Here is a 15,559-nt window from a genome sequence, read left to right as displayed (position 1 = left end):
GCAGAGAAGGGCGGGCTTTTTCTGGCCTACGGACAGTGCTTACTTTGCCCTGTTCCGCTTGGCCGAGGTCCACGGGGTGAGTTTCCAGAGTTCCATCAAGACCACCGCCAGCAAGGCCAGCCCGGCGGCCTGCTGCCACTCGGCCCAGCCGAACTCAGCCGGAATGGAGAAGATGCTGCGGGTGGCGGGCAGCACGGTGAGCCCGTAGAGGCAGAAGCACAGCAGCACGGCCCCCAGTACATACTTGTTCTGGAAAAAACCGGCCCCAAATACCGTCTGCGTGTTGGAGCGGGCCGCAAACGTCTGCAGGGTTCTGGCCAGAATGAGGGTGGTAAACGCCATGGCCACGCTCATCTGCGGCGAATGTTGCAGGCCCAGCCACTGGGAGTAGATCACCGCTCCCCCAATTAAGATACCCCGCATGATTACGGAACGCAGCGTGCCGCCGGCAAAGATGCCCTCGTTAATGTCGCGGGGTTTGCGGCGCATCACGTCTGGCTCCGCCTTCTCCACGCCCAGCGCAATGGCGGGCAGAGAGTCATTGAGTAGGTTGATGAACAGGAGCTGAATGGGCGTGAACGGGTTGATCCAGTCCAGGGCCAGCGCGAATAAGATGGCAATGATGGCGCCCAGGTTTCCGGCAAACAGGTAGGCGATGGCTTTCTTGATGTTATCAAACACCGTTCGGCCCACGGCCACCGCGCTCACAATAGAGACAAAGTTGTCATCGGTGAGGATCATGGCGGCGGCGTCTTTGGCCACATCGGTGCCGCTGCCCATGGCAATGCCAATGTCGGCTTGCTTTAGGGCGGGCGCATCGTTCACGCCGTCGCCGGTCATGGCCGTGATCTTGCCTTTCTTCTGCCAGGCGCGCACAATCCTGATCTTGTTCTCCGGCGAGACGCGGGCGTACACGGCAATGTCTTCCAGCTTCTGGTCCAGTTCCTGCTCAGACATGGCATCCAGTTCCTGGCCGGTCACGGCAATGTCATTGGCGTCCATGAGGCCTATCTGGCGGCCAATGGCCTGGGCGGTGGTTTTGTGGTCGCCGGTGATCATGACCGTGCGGATGCCCGCCTTCTTGGCGTCTTCCAGGGAGCTGTACACGGCCTCGCGGGGCGGGTCGATCATGGCCAGCAGCCCCACCAGCACCAGGTCGTTTTCCTCTTCAAAGGTGAGCGGGGCCGTTTCTGGCAGGGGTTTGTAGGCGAAGGCCAGGACCCGGAGGGCGCGGTCTGAAAAATCCTCGTTCTGGTTCTGGAGTTGCTCCAGCAGTTCTGGCGTGAGCGGCTCTTCCTGCCCGTTCAAGAAGATGCGGCTGCAGCGGGAGAATACCACGTCTGGCCCGCCTTTGGTCAACAACAGCCGCTGCCCGTCAATGGTATGCACCGTAGACATAAGCTTGCGCTCAGAGTCAAAGGGCAACTCGGCCTCCCGCGCAAACTGCTCCCTGATCTGGCCGTACGGCTGGTTCAGTTTATTGCTGAACCCAATGAGGGCCACCTCGGTGGGATCACCCACCTCAGACCCGTTTTCGTTGATGTGCGAGTCGTTGCAGAGTACCGCCACCTGCACCAGGCGCTGCTCCCCCACCGACCACGCCGCCGGGTTTTCTGGGAATGGCTTGGTGGTCTGGTCAGGCACATAGGAATCTACCACCGTCATTTTGTTCTGGGTGAGCGTACCGGTTTTATCAGTGCAGATGACGCTGGTGGAGCCCAGGGTCTCCACGGCCGGCAGCTTCCGGATGATGGCGTGCCGCCGGGCCATTTTGTTGGTGCCCACGGCTAGTACGATGGTCACAATGGAGGAAAGCGCCTCTGGAATGGCGGCTACGGCCACGGCCACGGCAAACATAAAGGCTTTGAGCAGGGCCCCGTTCATGTCACCACCGTCATCGCCCATCCAGACCCGCAGGGCCTCTACCCCGAAGATGAGGATACACAGGGCCAGAATAAACCACCCCAGTTTCTTGCTGAACACGGCCAGTTTGCGTTGCAAGGGAGTTTGCTTGGCCTCGGCGGTGGCCAGTAGATCGGCAATTTTGCCAATCTCGGTTTTCTCGGCGGTGGCGGTCACCACAAAGAGGCCGCGGCCATACACCACCAGGGCCCCGCTGTACACCATGTTCTTGCGGTCGCCTAGGGCCACGTCCTCGGGGATGGGGGCAGTGTGTTTCTCCACGGCCTCTGACTCACCGGTGAGCATGCCCTCGTCTACCCGCAGGGAGCCGCTCTCCAGCAGCCGCCCATCGGCCGAGACGTAATCACCGGCCTCCAGCACCACTACATCGCCGGGCACCAGTTCCCGCGCGGCAATGGTCTGGGTCACGCCATCGCGCAGCACCTTGGCAGAGGGCGCCGACATCTGACGGAGGGCATCCAGCGCGCCTTCGGCCTTCTTGGTCTGCACCACGCTCACAATGGCGTTGAGCACCAGCACCGCGAAAATGATGACGGCCTCTATCACCTCGCCCAGCGCCAACTGCACGGCGGCGGCCAGGAGCAGCACAATCACCATGGGGTCTTTGAAGGTTTCCAGCAACAGCTTCCAGATGGGGTCGCGCTCGGCTTCGTTCAGTTCATTGTAGCCGTGGGTCTCCAGGCGTTGTTGCACCTCCTGGGTGGTGAGTCCGCGCGGAGATGAGTTGAATTCCTGTAATACCTGGGGGTTGGGTAGCTGGTAGAATTCCATGGTGTTGTCTGTTTGCTGCTGTGGTGTTTGAGTACCTGCCTTTGAGGTGATCAGGCCATTATTCCCCGTTTCTACGGATAAAATTGAATCTTTGCCGTTTTTAGAGGCTGGCAACCCACCCCCGCCCCTCGCAGGAGAGGAGTAACGCGGTCTGCCCTCCCAGCAACGAGAGACTGGCCTGGCGTTGTCACTTTACTAGTCAGCAGAATCTCCTGCTAAGGAAAAGTCCCCTCCCGGGAGGGGCAGGGATGGGTTACGGGCCTTTCTGACCTACTGAACCCGGGACCCACGCTGCCGTTTTGGGCCTGTTTTCAGGAAAATGGGCTAAAAACGGCCGCTACTCCAGCAGGCCTTTCATTCCCTCCACGGCGCGGGAAGCCACAAACTCCACCACCCGCAGTTCCACCAGATCCTGGTACACGAAGGGGTCTTCCTGCATCAGTTTCTCTACTGCTTCTCGGTTGTCGGCTTGGCAGAAAATGAGTCCGCCGGTGCGCGGCACTTTCCGGCCCGAGGCCAGAAAGTGACCGCTGGCGTAGCCCCTCTCCACAAAGGCCAGGTGCTCGGGCATGAACGGTTCAATTTCTGAGAAAGGTACTTTATAGGTGAGTTCAATCAGAAACATGGTTACTACATTTGGTACGGATAAAGCTACGGCTTCTTTCTGTTTAGGGGTTATTTCCTGAAAAACAGGCGAAAAACAGGAAGGTTTTTAGCGGGCGGGCTCTGGCCTAAAATTATGCACAAGTCTTACCGAATGGTGTTAAACCCCAAAGCCTGCCGTGCGTTTCCTTTGTAGCAGAGAAAATCAAACGCAATTACTGCTTCAAATTCTATGAAAACACTTCTCGCCCTTGCCATAGCTTTGTCCTTCGGCCTTTTATCGGCGGAGGCACAGCACGAGCACCACACCCCACCACCGGTCAAAAAGGAGACCAAACCGGCCGTAAAGCAAACTGCTCCCAAGAAGGCTGTAGCACCGGCCCCCAAAGCCGCGCCTTCCAAGGCCCAACCTGCCCCAAAGAAAGCCGCCCCTAAACCAGCGGCAAGAAAGCAGACGGTACCAGCCGCCACCAAGGCCAAACCAAAACCGGTTACGCCTGCCGTTGACCACTCGCAACACCACATGCCCGCGGCTGACACGGCGCACCAGCACCAAGGCCACCAGATGACTTCGGACAGCCTGAACCGGGCGAAGACCACCGGCCATGAGGGACATACCTTGCCTGCGGATACCACAAAGGGTCATCAGCACCACCCCGGCATGAACATGAACCACGGGGCCATGGCTACTGACACCACGCAGCACGCCGGCATGAACCACGGCATGAGCCACGCATTTTCCCGTAACCTGCCCATGAACCGGAATGGCTCCGGTACCAGTTGGCACCCCGATGCCACGCCCATGTACGGCTACATGAAACACGCTGGCAACTGGATGCTTATGTTCCACGGTCAGCTTTGGCTGAGATATAACAAGCAGGACATCTTCAACAAAGGCTCCCGCGGCGATTCTCAACTGGACGCACCCAACTGGTTCATGGGCATGGCGCAGCGCGAGGTGGGCAGCCGCGGCCTCCTGCGTTTGAGCGTGATGCTGAGCCTGGACGAACTCACCATGGGCGACCGGGGTTACCCACTCCTGTTCCAGAGCGGCGAGACCTACGGCGGCGGCAAACGGCTGGTAGACCGCCAACACCCGCATGATTTGTTCTCTGAGATCAGCGTGGGCTACACGCACATGCTCAACAAGGACATGGACGTGTACGGGTTCTTCGGGATACCCGCCGAGCCGGTCATTGGGCCGCCCGTGTTCATGCACCGCATCTCGGCGTTCAACAACCCAGAGTCGCCGCTGGGGCACCACTGGCAGGATGCCACGCACATCACCTTCGGGGTAGCCACGCTGGGTTTCCGGTACAAGCAGTTCAAGCTGGAGGGCTCCAACTTCACCGGCCGTGAGCCCGATGAAAACCGCTACGACTTTGACCGGCCCCGCTTTGATTCTTATGCGGCGCGGCTTTCTTATAACCCCACTGAGAACTGGGCCTTGCAAGTTTCCCGCGGCTGGCTAAAAAGCCCTGAGTCGCTGGAGCCCGGCGAAGACGTGACCCGCACCACGGCCTCGGCCTTGTACAGCCGTCCGCTGCCCGGGGGCGGTGACAGGTTCTTCACCTCGGCCTTCATCTGGGGCTTCAACGGCGGCGGACACCACCAGGAACACTCGGCCATTGCCGAGGCCAACCTGCAGCTCAACCGAACCGCCGTGTACGGCCGCTACGAGTACGTGCAGAAAACGCCCGGTGAACTGGACCTCACCAGCCAGTTTGACCACCATGAGGTCTTTGACGTGCACGCGTTGACGTTAGGCACCAGCCAACGCGTGGCCCACTTCGCCAATACCTATTTGACTTTGGGCGTTCAGGCCACCGTGTTTTCGCCCGACAAGTTGTTGAGACCTCTCTACGGCAAAACGCCCGTTTCCGGGGAGATTTACCTTCGCCTGAACCCGGGTTTGATGATGGGTGGCAGCCGTACCCGCACATCTGCTCCTGCCATGCAGCACCAGCATTAAGCAATGGGTTAAAAATTAAAACCGCCGTGTTTTGGGCTAATTTTACTGAAAACAGACCTAAAACACGGCGGTTGTTTTAAGGTAAGTTGGGAGGCTTCAACGCCAAAGGGAGCTTCTGTCAACTGATTCAATTTACAAAATAGCTGGCGCGAGTCTCCAGACTCGTGCCCTCCTATGATGGGTAGTCTCTGACTACCCTCGCTGTGAAAGCAGCGACACTGCCCATTGCGGAACAACTGGCACATCCAACTAAAGTGATTTTGGTTTCCGGCGAGTCTGGAGACTCGCCCTATCCTTAGTCACGCGTCTGGAGACTCGCGCCAGCTGTTAGTTAGTATAGCAGCAGATGCATTTATCAGTCTTAAGCTCTTTTCAGCCTCTTTTCTTCAAAACAGGCTGAAAAGAGATATCACCCAAGACGCAGAACCGCGTTACAGGCTGTTTTCAATGCCCTTGCTGAAAGCGTCAATAAAGGCGTGTTTGAGTACGTTGATGAAGGTCTTCCAGCTGTTGGTCTGTGGGTTGCTGAGATTGCCTTTGATGGGAATTTGGGTGGCTACCTGGTCGCGGGGCTGGTTCTCGGCGGCCTCGGTGAAGACGCCAATCACGGCTTCTTTCACGGCGCTCAGGATGCCACCTTCTTTTTTGTCTTTCTTCCAGTTCAGGACCTTTACTTCTTCAAAGAAAGGCTTGATGTAGCCGTCTAGTTGACCATCAGTTGCTTTTAATTCGGCGTACATGTCCAGCTTGCCGCGCTCCACGTCAAACTTGGCGTAGGCTTTGATGAAACTGTTGAGGCTGGTGAGGTTCACGCCGGTAAGCTGGAAATCTGAGTCAAAGTCTGGGACTCTTTTGAGGGCGTTCACCTGCATCTTGCCTTTCAAAGTGCCGCCGCCAATGGATTTGCCGCTCACCGTGACCGAAGAAGGCAGCCGGTCGCCCACTTCTTCCACGTTGGCCAGGTTGAGGGCGGTCAGGCGCATGTTCTCAATGTGCAGCCTCACATCGGGCGACGCCCCGAAATCCAGGAAACCCAGCTTGCCGTTGTGCACCTCAAACCGGTTGATGGTGATGGGCATGAGGTCTTTCACCACCTCGGTCCAGTGGTCCAGGCTAGGGTCCTCCTGTGAGGCCTGCGATGAGGCCGCCAGGATGTTCAGCTCGGGGTTGGTCATGATCACCTCGCCCACCAGCCGGCCCTTGAACAGCGCCTTCCACTCAATAGACAAATCGGTTTCGGTGATCTGCAGGAAGGGGTACTTGGGGTTGCCGTTCTCCTCCAGCAGCACCAGGTGGTCTAGCTGGTACGCCCCGCGGATGAGGGCAATGTCCACGTCGGCCACCTGGCCCGTGTAGCCGGGAAGCTCGTCCAGCGTCTTGTTCACGTAATTCTTCACCAGATAGGGCAGCGCAATCCGGAAGGCGATGAGCAGCACTACTACTGCCAGTCCTATCTTCAATGGTCTTGTTAATCTAATAGCCATAACCGTTTAGATTTTACAGAAAGCAGATGGTTACCTCTGCCCGCAAGGACTAATACGCAAGCTTCCAGACACAGTTAAAAACCGCGCTTTGCCCTTGGTTGCCCGGTGCTGAACTCATCTTATCCTGTAGCTGTTTCACCAGCAACAGTTTCTGGCCGTTTTAAGCCTGATTTCCAGAAAACAGGTCTAAATCAAAATTTCCAACTCAGCACTCTGCACTCAAGACTCAGAACTCCTTTTAGTACCTTTGCCCAAATTTGAATCCGTTGACTTCCGCGCCTAAAATCCTGCTCATCACGCCGCCGCTCACGCAGCTGAACACGCCTTATCCGGCCACCGCTTACATCAAAGGTTTCCTGCGCGGCCGGGGCTTTGACGTGACCCAAGCCGATTTCGGGCTGGAGTTGGTCTTGCGCCTGTTTTCCCGAAAAGGACTGAACCAAGTGTTTCAGGCCATTCTGGACGGCACCTATGAGTTGTCTGACAACAGCCAGCGGATGCTGCGTCTGCGCAAATCCTACCTGGACACCATTGAGCCGGTCATCCGTTTCCTGCAGGGCCGTGACAGCACCCTGGCCCACCCCATCGCCATGGGTTCCTTTCTGCCGGAGGCCAGTAGATTTCTGCAGTTAGCTGATCTAGAGGAAGCCTTCGGAATCATGGGAATCTCTGACAAAGCCCGTCACCTGGCTACGCTGTACCTTGAAGATTTAGCCGATCTGATCAAAGAGACCGTGTGCCCGCACTTCGGTTTTAGCCGTTACGCCGATAAACTGGCCCTGAGCGCCACGTCTTTTGATCCGCTGGAGGAAGAACTCCAAACCGAGCCCAATCTGGTGGACCAGATGCTGCTGGATTTGCTAGCCGAACGGATGCAGGAAGTTCAGCCCGAGGTGGTAGGTTTCTCCGTGCCGTTCCCCGGAAACTTGTACGGCGCGTTACGGTTGGCCCAGTTCATCAAGCAAAAGTACCCGCATGTGAAAACCCTCATGGGGGGCGGCTACCCCAACACCGAACTGAGAAGCCTGCGCGAACCCCGCATTTTCAAATACATTGATTTCATCACGCTGGATGACGGTGAAGGCCCATGGCTGAAGCTACTTGAATTTTTCCAAGGTCAGCGTGACGTGGAGCAACTGCAACGCACGTTCCTGCTCAGGAACGACGAAGTGCAATATCTCAACGGCTCCACCGATGCCGATATTCCGCACACCGAAGTGGGCACACCTGATTACAGCGATCTGAAACTGCACGAGTACCTGAGCGTGGTGGAAGTACTCAACCCCATGCACCGCCTCTGGTCCGATGGCCGCTGGAACAAGCTCACCGTAGCGCACGGCTGCTACTGGAAACGCTGCTCCTTCTGCGACATTACCTTAGATTACATTTCCCGCTACGAGACCGCTCCCTCTACTTTGCTGGTAGACCGCATTGAGCAGATCATTGCCCAGACCGGGCAAACCGGCTTCCACTTCGTGGATGAGGCCGCCCCGCCGCTGGCCCTCCGTGATTTAGCTATTGAATTGCTGCGCCGAGGCGTGAAGATTACCTGGTGGGGCAACATCCGTTTTGAGAAAACTTTCTCTGCTGACCTTTGCCGGTTGCTGGCAGCCAGCGGTTGTATTGCCGTGTCCGGTGGATTGGAAGTAGCCTCAGACCGCTTGCTGGCGAAGATGGAAAAAGGCGTAAGCATCGCCCAGGTAGCCCGTGTGACCCGTGATTTTACCGCCGCCGGCATCATGGTGCACGCGTACCTCATGTACGGCTTCCCCACGCAAACTGCCCAGGAGACCATTGACTCTTTGGAAGTGGTGCGGCAGTTGTTTGAACAGAACGTGATTCAGAGTGGGTACTGGCACCGGTTCTCCATGACGGCGCACAGCCCCGTAGGTAAGAACCCCGAGAAATACGGCGTGGTGAAAGTAGGTCCCGAGCCCGGCTTGTTTGCGGATAATGATCTGTGGCACGAGGACCCGCAAGGCGCCGACCACGAGCTTTTCGGGGCTGGTTTGGCGAAAGCGCTGTATAACTACATGCACGGCATCGGGCTGGAAGAGCCGCTTTCTTTCTGGTTTGACTTCAAGGTTCCACGTGCCTCACATCCCAAGAATATGATCGCCCAAGCGGTGGAAGCCATCGGCAAACCCGATTCTGAGAAGCAGAACCTGCGGGCACTGTGGCTGGGCAATGCCCCAGAGTTAAAGGTGGTGACCAAAACCAAGAAAGGCCGCATGTTCCAGAATGCCCTGCTCACCTTCACGGAGAAAACCGAGGAGTACGAGATCAGGACCTCGCCGGAGATTGGCCAATGGCTGCACACCTGGCTCACGCGCCTGTCAGAAGACCTTGGCACCAAGTACCTGCTGAAAGACCTGGCCGCTGATTACCCCGAGGGCCAGATGTTCACCTTCCAGGAGTTCCTGATCACGGATACCTGGCTGGAACTGCGGGAGCGGGGCTTGTTGGTGGTGTAAAGACACTCGTAGGAACTGCGGACCCTATGAGGTCAAACGGTAGTCCTGAGTCTTGAGTGGGTATGTGTATTTAGGTCTATTTGAGGAAAAGAGAGCTGGAATGCCGTTGAACCCACCCCTTGCCCCTCCCAGGAGGGGAATTGGGCCATTCAGGTTTGGGCTTGTTTTGCCAAAAACAGGGGTAAAACGGAAAAAATGTTTTTACGAAGTGAAAGGGAACAACAACTCTATTGCTCTACAGCCAAGGCCTCCAAAACCTGAATCTAAGGAATAGAGATTCTTTAGAATTCGCATTCACCTTACAGTAGCAGGAAACTCCCCTCCTGGGAGGGGCAGGGGGTGGGCTCAACGGCGTTCCGGACCTCTTTTTCCCCACTCAGGACTCAGCACTCAAGACTCAGGACTACCATCCCACGAGTGTCTAGGCTTTCACCTTCCGCTGCATGTACAGGTCGCGCTGCACGTCCTGGCCTACCACAAAGGTCAACTCGCCCGCCTCTGCAAAACCGTATTTCTGGTAAAACCTAATGGCGCGGTGGTTGCTTTCCCACACGGTGAGCCACACTACGTCATGCCCGTTTTGCTGGGCGCGTTCTAAGCTCATTTTCATCAAAGTATCGCCTAAACCCCGCCCTGTCCAGGCTTGCAGCAGGTACAGGCGGCTGATCTGAAAAGGCTTTTGGCCGGTGATCTCGGGCGGGGCCGGGGCAGTGTTCCACTTCACGTAAGCCACGGCTTCTCCTTCGGCTTCCACAATCAGGAACTCGGTGTGGGGATCGGCTAACTCGGCGGCCTGCAACTTGGGGGAGTACATGGTGGGGTGAAACGCTTCCATGTCCTCGGGTTTGTTGTAGGGAGCAAACGTTTCGTCAAACGTGCGCCAGCCCAGATCGGCGAGTAAATGAGCATCGGCGGCAGTGGCGGTCCGGAAGGTAAACTGGTCTGAAGGTAAAGCAGGCATGAAGGTATTTTCGGCAAAGATACGGAGTACAAGGCAGGAGTTTTAGGCCCGTTTTGAAGAAAACAGGCCCAAAACCCCAATCTGCTCACCCCCTAATTTAGACTGCTTCTAAGTGAGCATGTGCGTATACTAGGGTTTAAATTAGCCTTACAACCTCTTTCCTATTTATATGTCTAAAGACCATTCCCCTGACCAGTTTCTTCCGGAAAACGAGGGCGGTCAATCCCATTCAGATGCCCGGCGCACCTTCCTGAAGCAATCTTCTATCTTAACGGCGCTGGCCCTTACCCCCACGGCGGCCATCAAGGCGGCTGAACTGAAATTTGAAGAGAAAGTGGCGGCGGTGTTCGAGAAAGTGAACATCACGCTGGACATCAACGGCAAGAAACAGAAGCTAGCAGTAGAGCCGCGCACTACCCTGCTGGACTTGCTGCGCGAGCAGCTGAACCTCACCGGCACCAAGAAAGGCTGTGATTACGGCCAGTGCGGTGCCTGCACCGTGCACGTAGACGGGCAGCGTGTGTTGTCTTGCCTCACCTTAGCCGCCATGGCAGACGGCAAAGACATCACCACCATTGAGGGCCTTGCCAACGGCGACAAATTGCACCCCATGCAGGAGGCTTTCATCAAGCATGACGGTTTCCAGTGCGGGTATTGCACGCCGGGCCAGATCATGAGCGCGGTAGCCTGCATCAGGGAAGGCCACGCTGATTCTGACGAGGAGATCCGCGAGTACATGAGCGGGAATCTTTGCCGGTGCGGCGCCTACCCCAACATTGTCAATGCCATAAAAGAGGTTAAAAACGGAGGACACAAAGTATGATACCGTTTCAGTACGTAAAACCCAGCAAGCAGAAAGCGGCCATTGACACCGTAGCCAAAGATGACACCGCCATGTTCATTGCCGGGGGCACCAACCTGGTAGATCTCATGAAACGCGGCATCATGAACCCCGAGAAGCTGGTGGACATCAACAAACTGCCGCTCCGCAAGATTGAGAAAGAAGACGGGCACGTGCGCATTGGCGCCCTGGCCTTGAACGGGGCCGTGGCCGAAGACAAGCTGATTCTGGAAAAGCACCCGCTCTTGTCGCAAGCCCTGAACGCAGGGGCCTCGGCGCAGCTCCGGAACATGGCCACTGTGGGCGGTAACATCATGCAGCGCACCCGTTGCAATTACTTCTATGACACCAACCTGCCCTGCAACAAACGCGAACCCGGCTCTGGCTGCGGCGCTTTGCAAGGCTTCAACCGCATGCACGCCATCTTTGGGCACAGCGACAAATGCATTGCTGTTAACCCCAGCGATATGAACGTGGCCCTGGTGGCGCTTGATGCCGTGGTGCTGGTCTCAGGCCCTAAAGGTGACAGAAGGATTCCGTTTGCGGAGTTCCACCGCCTGCCCGGCGATACCCCGCAAATCCATACCAACCTGCAGAAAGGCGAACTGATCACGGCGGTTGACATTCCAGAGCACCCGTACACCAAACACGTGAACTACCTGAAAGTGCGGGACCGGACGTCCTATGCCTTTGCGCTTGTTTCAGTAGCCGCGGCGCTGGACCTGGATGGCAGCAACATCAAATCCGCCAGGTTAGCCATGGGCGGTGTGGCCCACAAACCGTGGCGCCTGCAGGAGGCAGAGCAGTTCCTTGCCGGCAAACCCGCCACCGAGGCTTCTTTCCGCCAGGCCGCCGAGATTGCCATGCGTGGCGCAAAAGCATTTGAACACAACCAATTCAAGTTGAAATTAGGCCCTAACACCATTGTACAGGCGCTGAAAAATGCGGCAGCAGCCGTGTAATCCTTCTCACTTTATGAAAGAATATTTCTTCCAAGATAACATGGGCAAGCCCATGGACCGGGTAGATGGTCGGTTAAAGGTGACGGGCAGTGCCAAATACTCTGCAGAATTTGAGTTGCCCAACATGAGCCACGGGGTTCTGGTAGGCAGCACCATCACCAAAGGGCGCATCAAAAGCATTGATACCAAAGCCGCTGAGCGAGCCCCGGGTGTACTGGCCGTTTTGCATTACCAGAATTCGCCTAAGGTGCCGGGCTACGTACAGGCCGCGCACCCCACAGAGCCTAAACCCATTGGGCAACCGCACCGCGTGTTTTATGATGAGCAGGTGTACTTCAATGATCAGCCCATTGCCATTGTAGTAGCAGATACGCTGGAGCGCGCGCGCTACGCCGCCCGTTTGGTGAAAGCGCAGTACGAAGAAGAAAAGCACGCCACCAGCTTTCCTAAACACCAGGGCAAAGCTTTCTTGCCCACGGCCGCTCAGCGTAACCCTAAGCATGGTCTTAATGACTACGTGCGCGGCAAAGCCGATGCGTACAAAGGTGAAAACCTCAAGATAGAAAGCGAGTACGTCATCCCGTCTGAGATGCACAACCCTATGGAGTTGCAGTCCATTATTGCCCATTGGGAAGCACCTGACAGACTCACCGTGTATGACAAAACCCAGGCCGTAATTGGCAGCCAGAACGCTTTTGCCCGCGAATGGAAAATCCCGGTGGAAAACGTAAAGGTGATTGCCACGTTTGTGGGCGGGGCCTTTGGGAACGGTTTGCACACCTGGCCCCACGAGACTGCCGCCATTATTGCCGCCAAAAAAGTAAACCGGCCGGTAAAACTGATGCTCACCCGCGAGCAGATGTTCACCATGGTAGGTTATCGGCCGTTTGCCTGGCAGAAAGTAGGCATGAGCGCTACCCCAGACGGCAAGATCACGGCCATCACGCACGAAGCCATAGGGCAGACCTCTTCTTACGAGGAGTTCACAGAGTCTACGCTGCAGCAGACGCGCATGATGTACACCAGCCCCAATGTGACTACCCGGTACCGCATTCTGCCGCTGGATGTGAGCACGCCTATCTGGATGCGCGGTCCCGGCGAGGCCACCGGTGCTTTTGCGTTGGAGTCTGCCATGGACGAAATGGCGCACGTGCTCAAGATGGACCCGCTGGAATTCCGCCTGAAAAACCACACCGATAGGGACCCCGAGCGCGACCGGCCCTGGTCCACCAAATTCCTGAAAGAAGCCATGCTCATGGGCGCCGAAAAGATTGGTTGGAACAAACGCCAGCTGCAACCCGGCTCCCTGCGCAACGGCGATTGGCTGGTAGGCTACGGCATGGGCGTGGGTACGTTTGGCGCGCACCGCAACAGAGCCTCGGCCAAAGCCACTATGTTTGCCGATGGCAGGGTAGTCATCCAGAGCGCCACCACTGATATTGGCCCCGGTACCGGTACCGTCATGGTGCAGATTGCCGCCGATGCCTTGGGTATTTCCCCGGACAAGATCATCTTTGAACTGGGTAGCTCGCTGTTTCCGCCGGCGCCAAGCCAGGGCGGTTCTGCTACGGTGGCCAGCGTGGGCTCAGCGGTGCGGGATGCCTGTATCGCCTTGAAAAAGAAACTGGCCAGCCTCACCACCGGCAACGCCGATTCTGGTTTCCGGAACGTGAAGTACGAGGACCTGACGTTCCAGAACGGGCAGATCTCCCTTACCAGCTCGCCGGGCACCAAGCTCTCCTACACCGATGTGCTGAAACAACAGAAACTACCGGAGATTGAGGTAACCGAGGAATCAAGACCCAGCAACGAGGAGCGGCAGAAGTATTCTATGTACTCCTTTTCCGTGCATTTTGCCGAGGTACAGGTGCACCAGCTCACTGGCCAAGTTAAAGTGACTAAGGTGGTTACCTGCGCCGATGCCGGTAAAATTGTGAACAAGAAAACGGCCGGAAACCAGATGATTGGCGGGGCCGTGGGCGGTATTGGCATGGCCCTCACCGAAGGTGCCGTGATAGATGACCGTTTCGGGCGGTACGTGACCAAGGACTTCGCCGAGTACCACATTCCCGTTCACGCCGACACCCCTGACATTGACGTGGTCTTTGTGGACAAACCAGACTTCATCAACAACGCCATGGGTACCAAAGGCATCGGAGAGATTGCCATTATTGGGGTAGCCCCAGCCATCACCAATGCCATCTTCAACGCCACCGGCAAACGCATCAATGAATTGCCGGTTACGCCAGATAAGCTGATTTAAGGACTCTCTTTACACACAGAAAAGCCGCTCCACAGATGTGCAGAGCGGCTTTTCTGTTTCGGGCCTGTTTTCTAAGAAACTGACCTAAAACCGGGTTTCTGTTTTAATAGCGGTAGCCGGGATAGTACTTGATGTCAAACTCCATGTAGTCATTATCATCGCCGTTGCCAGTGTGGGTATCGCCGCCGTCATCTACCACGTTGGTGACTTCCATCAGGCCATACACCAGCCAGGAAGGTTCAAAAGGATAACGGATTTTAAAAGCATACACATCGCCTACCTGCACATTTTCTACGGTGGTCAACCCGGGGCCATACTGCTTCATGGCCAAGGCGATTTGATTGGGTTGGTGCCAATTCTTTCCGCCGGAGGGCACTTTCACAAAAGACACCTGGCCGCTTCCCATGGCAGGACCTGAGGTGAAAGAATGTTCAAACCTAGTGTCAAACCACTCCCTGGGCGGCATTTTGTTTGTCAGGAAGGCGTACGGCAACAGGCCCTGTTCATCAATGAGGGTTTGCGGCTGAAAGTCTCCAATTCTGTAATCTAAGATAGAGATGGAGTTTCTGGAATATCCAAAGTAGTTGTACAGTTTCACACCGCTGTATTCATATGGAGCCGCAAGGGTGAACTTAATTTCAAGGGGCTTGCCGGTGGCAGGGTCTTTATAGATGGTGCCATCGGCTTCTTCGGGCTCAACGGTAAGCACCACTTCCTGCCCGGGCTGCACTTTTAGCGCGTAGCTATCCACAATGTACTGTAACTCAAATTCACGGGTAGTAATCCCATTGGCAACGGAAGAGGACTTATGCCCGATGATGAGAGGCCAGTCACGGCCCCTGAAGTTGTCATACACTTTTAAGTCTTTGACGCCCCTGGTAGACTCAAACCGAAAGAAATACCGCAGGGTGTCACCGGAGTATACTTTCATTTCATTTGTCCTGCCCACCGGAAGGTACCCGTTATTGGTGTACTTGGAGAAAATCACGGTTGAAGTTAAGGCCGAGTAAGGAGCCGGGGCTGGTTCCTCGTCGTCAGAGCAAGAGGCCATTAGGTACGGGGCCGTAAGCAGCCAGAGCAGGTGTAGGAGTTTACGCATAGGGTTTAGCGGTAAAAGGTAGATTCTGTTCGCCAGTGTCATCTTCCCATCTGCTTTCCCCTGCGCTCCTGACCGAACTTGCATTTCTCAAACAAAGACCAGGCCAATCCGCTATTCCCCTACGCCTCCTGCTTACTTCCAGGAAAGAATTCGTGTTTTTGGCCGGTTTTGTAAAAAAGGGCCCCAGAACGGAAGCCTGCCCTTCG

10 protein-coding genes are annotated in these 15,559 nt (G+C 56.2%); 5 read left to right on the top strand and 5 right to left on the bottom strand.

What is annotated here, in order from left to right:
• Positions 1–39 precede the first annotated feature (39 nt).
• Together JT718_RS07705 and JT718_RS07700 are read right to left on the bottom strand one after the other, a co-directional pair.
• On the bottom strand, positions 40–2,694 hold the full coding sequence (locus JT718_RS07705; RefSeq protein ID WP_205501650.1) for a cation-translocating P-type ATPase: 2,655 nt from the start codon (positions 2,692–2,694) through the stop codon (positions 40–42).
• A 337-nt stretch (positions 2,695–3,031) separates the two neighbouring features.
• Entirely contained in the window at positions 3,032–3,319 is a 288-nt protein-coding gene (locus JT718_RS07700; RefSeq protein WP_205501649.1) for a YciI family protein, read from the bottom strand.
• A gap of 210 nt (positions 3,320–3,529) precedes the next feature.
• Between JT718_RS07700 and JT718_RS07695 the strand changes: the two genes are divergently transcribed.
• Positions 3,530–5,269, top strand: a complete 1,740-nt coding sequence (locus tag JT718_RS07695) for a hypothetical protein (protein WP_240336991.1) — start codon at positions 3,530–3,532, stop codon at positions 5,267–5,269.
• A 431-nt stretch (positions 5,270–5,700) separates the two neighbouring features.
• Here the strand turns inward: JT718_RS07695 and JT718_RS07690 are convergent, their stop codons facing one another.
• Positions 5,701–6,753 (bottom strand): DUF748 domain-containing protein, encoded by a 1,053-nt coding sequence (locus JT718_RS07690; protein ID WP_205501648.1) that lies wholly within the window; start codon positions 6,751–6,753, stop codon positions 5,701–5,703.
• Between the two features lie 257 nt (positions 6,754–7,010).
• On the opposite strand from JT718_RS07690, the gene JT718_RS07685 reads away from it, so the two are divergent.
• On the top strand, positions 7,011–9,227 hold the full coding sequence (locus JT718_RS07685; RefSeq protein ID WP_240336990.1) for a B12-binding domain-containing radical SAM protein: 2,217 nt from the start codon (positions 7,011–7,013) through the stop codon (positions 9,225–9,227).
• Between the two features lie 421 nt (positions 9,228–9,648).
• On the opposite strand, the gene JT718_RS07680 is transcribed toward JT718_RS07685, so the two are convergent.
• Positions 9,649–10,188, bottom strand: a complete 540-nt coding sequence (locus JT718_RS07680; protein ID WP_205501647.1) for a GNAT family N-acetyltransferase — start codon at positions 10,186–10,188, stop codon at positions 9,649–9,651.
• Between the two features lie 169 nt (positions 10,189–10,357).
• On the opposite strand from JT718_RS07680, the gene JT718_RS07675 reads away from it, so the two are divergent.
• The 3 genes from JT718_RS07675 to JT718_RS07665 are packed head-to-tail and all read left to right on the top strand — an operon-like array spanning position 10,358 to position 14,254.
• The gene (locus JT718_RS07675) at positions 10,358–11,011 is read left to right on the top strand and encodes a (2Fe-2S)-binding protein (protein ID WP_205501646.1); all 654 of its coding nucleotides are present in this window, start codon (positions 10,358–10,360) and stop codon (positions 11,009–11,011) included.
• A complete protein-coding gene (locus JT718_RS07670; protein WP_205501645.1) occupies positions 11,008–11,991 on the top strand; it encodes an FAD binding domain-containing protein in 984 nt (327 codons plus the stop codon). The genes JT718_RS07675 and JT718_RS07670 overlap by 4 nt, the downstream gene beginning before the upstream one ends.
• Positions 11,992–12,004: 13 nt before the next feature.
• The gene (locus JT718_RS07665) at positions 12,005–14,254 is read left to right on the top strand and encodes a xanthine dehydrogenase family protein molybdopterin-binding subunit (protein ID WP_205501644.1); all 2,250 of its coding nucleotides are present in this window, start codon (positions 12,005–12,007) and stop codon (positions 14,252–14,254) included.
• Positions 14,255–14,357: 103 nt separating this feature from the next.
• Here JT718_RS07665 and JT718_RS07660 read toward each other — a convergent pair whose 3' ends face one another.
• Positions 14,358–15,353: a hypothetical protein gene (locus JT718_RS07660; protein WP_205501643.1), complete on the bottom strand. Its 996-nt coding sequence runs from the start codon at positions 15,351–15,353 to the stop codon at positions 14,358–14,360.
• Positions 15,354–15,559 lie beyond the last annotated feature (206 nt).

The organism is Rufibacter psychrotolerans, from assembly GCF_016924645.1.
In the GTDB taxonomy this organism is placed as follows: Bacteria; Bacteroidota; Bacteroidia; order Cytophagales; family Hymenobacteraceae; genus Nibribacter; species Nibribacter psychrotolerans.
The sequence above is the reverse complement of the archived record's forward strand: the minus strand, read 5'-3'. Positions and strand labels throughout refer to the sequence as shown.

What these genes read in the sequence shown, in the direction of transcription:
- JT718_RS07690 (WP_205501648.1), bottom strand. Translation starts at nt 6,753, where the DNA reads ATGGCTATTAGATTAACAAGACCATTGAAGATAGGACTGGCAGTAGTA.
- JT718_RS07680 (WP_205501647.1), bottom strand. Translation starts at nt 10,188, where the DNA reads ATGCCTGCTTTACCTTCAGACCAGTTTACCTTCCGGACCGCCACTGCC.
- JT718_RS07705 (WP_205501650.1), bottom strand. Translation starts at nt 2,694, where the DNA reads ATGGAATTCTACCAGCTACCCAACCCCCAGGTATTACAGGAATTCAAC.
- JT718_RS07695 (WP_240336991.1), top strand. Translation starts at nt 3,530, where the DNA reads ATGAAAACACTTCTCGCCCTTGCCATAGCTTTGTCCTTCGGCCTTTTA.
- JT718_RS07670 (WP_205501645.1), top strand. Translation starts at nt 11,008, where the DNA reads ATGATACCGTTTCAGTACGTAAAACCCAGCAAGCAGAAAGCGGCCATT.
- JT718_RS07700 (WP_205501649.1), bottom strand. Translation starts at nt 3,319, where the DNA reads ATGTTTCTGATTGAACTCACCTATAAAGTACCTTTCTCAGAAATTGAA.
- JT718_RS07665 (WP_205501644.1), top strand. Translation starts at nt 12,005, where the DNA reads ATGAAAGAATATTTCTTCCAAGATAACATGGGCAAGCCCATGGACCGG.
- JT718_RS07675 (WP_205501646.1), top strand. Translation starts at nt 10,358, where the DNA reads ATGTCTAAAGACCATTCCCCTGACCAGTTTCTTCCGGAAAACGAGGGC.
- JT718_RS07660 (WP_205501643.1), bottom strand. Translation starts at nt 15,353, where the DNA reads ATGCGTAAACTCCTACACCTGCTCTGGCTGCTTACGGCCCCGTACCTA.